1 protein-coding gene is annotated in these 2,858 nt (G+C 52.2%); it reads left to right on the top strand.

The window, feature by feature from the left end:
- Positions 1 to 2,858, top strand: a 2,858-nt coding sequence (locus KDK19_RS20125) for a calcium-binding protein (protein ID WP_306801377.1), incomplete at both ends; no start/stop codon positions are given.

Here is a 2,858-nt window from a genome sequence, read left to right on the forward strand (position 1 = left end):
TTTCGACAAGGCCCTGCAGAATCTGGACAAGGCCGGTTTGCCAGACGGCCAGGCAACAAGACTGCCCGCCGCAGAGTGCGTGCTATGCGACGGCTCCGGACCGACCAGGACCATAATGGCCCTGATGGACCGGGTCAGCAGGCACCTGGATACTATTGAGATTAGTGATCGCTTCAACACTATCAGGCAGGCTGCCGGAGACAAAGGGTTGCTGGCAGACTCTTTCCTGCTGCTGGAACAGGGACGTTTTGCGGCGGTTACCACCGAGGACATGCTCGACAATCCGGGGTTCCGGAAGAATCTTCTTGATCTGTTACGACAAGCACTGGCGGAAAAGCAGGGACTGAAGCCAGAGCAAGTCATTGATCGGGTGGTCACTTTGCTCAATGACTCGGGCTACAGTGCCGACGACACCGGCTATGTCAAGGAACAACTGCTTGCAAGCCCGGAATTTATGGAGCATCTCCGAGCCCGAAAAGGCCATACCGGCGGGGATGGCTCCGAGCCGGGTAGCCCGGGCGACACCAAGTCAGGAGGTGGGTCGAAAAGACCGCAAGGGAAATTCATGCGCACGCTGGATATGCTGGACCGTAGTACAAAATTAAGTACGGGCAGGATGCTTTTCGGCGCAGGGAATGCATTCGCCGGCTTAGCCACGTCGACGATGACACTGGTTAACCTGCAAAAGTACGGATACGCGATGCCTGCTGAAGCCAGGAACATGGCCTATGCGGGGGCGGTTCTGAACATAATCGGCTCAAACTACAGCCTCGCCATGAGCGGCAACTGGTTGCTGAGTAAAACCCTTGTCAAAACGAAAAATCCGGCAGGAGCCATTGGCGTAGCTTTCAAGCTGGGTCCAAAAGCGTCGCGAATGGTAGCCAGGGCTTTACCGCTGGTAGGCGGTGTCATAGCTCTGGCCGCTGGCACTGTTTCACTGGCCGGTAATGTCGACAACGCCGTGGCGGCAAGCAAGGCTGGCAACCGTAAACAGGCGGCCATTTTTGGCGCAATAGCGGCCCTTGATGTCATTACGATTGGCCTTGATGTTCTGGGTCTGGCGCTGGACTTCATCTTTCCAAAGCTGGGTCTTGTTGTAGATCTGATCAGCACGCTGTTGGGTTTCGTGCAGACTGCCCTGGTGGCACTGATGCCGCCACCTAACGCCAGGCAGGATTTCGATGCTTTATTGGCAGGCGATGAATTCAAAAAATATATTGAAGACAAAGTGGCTCATTTTGAGAAAGCTGGCTACAGGAGGCTTCAGCTCCACCTGGATGCCAGCGATTTTCTTGATCAGGATAAGTACGAGGATAATCTCGAGTCATTGACGAAGTCCATTGACAGGCTTTTGGGTGGCAAAAGAGACAAGGGACTTGCCCTTGAAGCTGGACTCAACGTCAGGCGAGAGGTGATAGGAACGACTCTGCGGGACTACATGTATGGCAAGAAAGGTTACAAGATATTTTATGGTCTGGATGGCGATGACACCCTGATCGCTGACAAGGGAGAGCTCTATGGCGGTTCAGGCAACGACAGGCTGATCCTGAAAAAAGATGGCATAGCAAAAGGGGGCACAGGCCGTGATACTATCCGGATCGAAAGGTCAGGGAAGGCGTTTGGAGGCCCTGATAGTGACAGGATATGGATTGACGGGTCAGGGACTGCCTATGGCAACCGTGGTAATGACGTCCTCCATCTGGGATATCGTGGGATAGGCTTTGGCGGACCAGGTGGTGACACTATTTTTAACGGCGCGCTACAGGACGGAGGCGATGATAATGACAGGCTCATAGATGACCTTGGCGATATCGAACAGTATGGCGGTACTGGAGATGACTTGCTTCAACCGGGCTTAGGCATAGGGAACATTAGAGGAGGTCATGGAAATGATACCCTTGTTTTGCCGGCACAGGTCAGGTTTCCTTACTCCGGATACAACACCCTCCATCAAAGGTTTAGGGGTTACTATCTCCTTCCCTGGACGAAATCCAGCGCATTCTTCGAGGTTAACTTACAAGAAGGACGCTGGCGTAGCCATTTTGCTGTATACCTGCAAGACCACAACCTTAAGCGCCTTGCGCCGGATGGCAATGAAACAGGAGGAACAACCCTTTTTCGACTCCTTCGCATACCGGAGCGCGGTTTCAGGTCCACCAAAGCCACTCCCGATGAGTATCTGAGCCCAAGGAAATTATACATTGCCCCGCTGTCAGAGATAAAAGCTGACTACTCGCGTGAACTGGTTGACAAAGTATTGATATCTGACCATTTACTGACAGGTTACGATAAAAAGCACACAGGCGTAAGACGGATTTCTGATCAGTACAGCAACCAGATCTTCTATTACGTTGGGGAAATCGTTTACAGAGTGGCCCATGACCGGAGAGGAGATAAAAAGAAAAAGCGTGTCCATTCAAATCAGGACATCCACGTGATCTCAAACTCCGGAAAGCAGAGAAGAGGTACGAGAGGTTATGTCTATTTTTCAGATCAGGGCATCTACCTGAAATCAGACCAGGATTTGTATTACTTCAGTAAGCAGGGACTGATAGAACGCAGCAAAAGAAACAAACCCAATGGGGCCACCGTATTTTACACAACCCTGTTTCAGCTACTGGAAACCGGGGGTACAGTTACCGGTATTGAAAATGTGGTGGGGTCGAAGCCAGGTCTGATAGTGCGGGGAACTGCCGGGCCCAACAAAATTTATTTGAAGGGTGGTAAAAATGTAGCCCATACCCTGGGCGGGAATGATGTTGCCAGTGCTGGCAGTGGAACTAACCTGATCCACCTGGGGTCGGGTGATGACCTGGCATTGTTGGGTGATGGCTTGAACGAGGTCCATGGAGGCCCTG

This window comes from Endozoicomonas sp. ONNA1 (assembly GCF_024606325.1).
Classification (GTDB): Bacteria; Pseudomonadota; Gammaproteobacteria; order Pseudomonadales; family Endozoicomonadaceae; genus Endozoicomonas_A.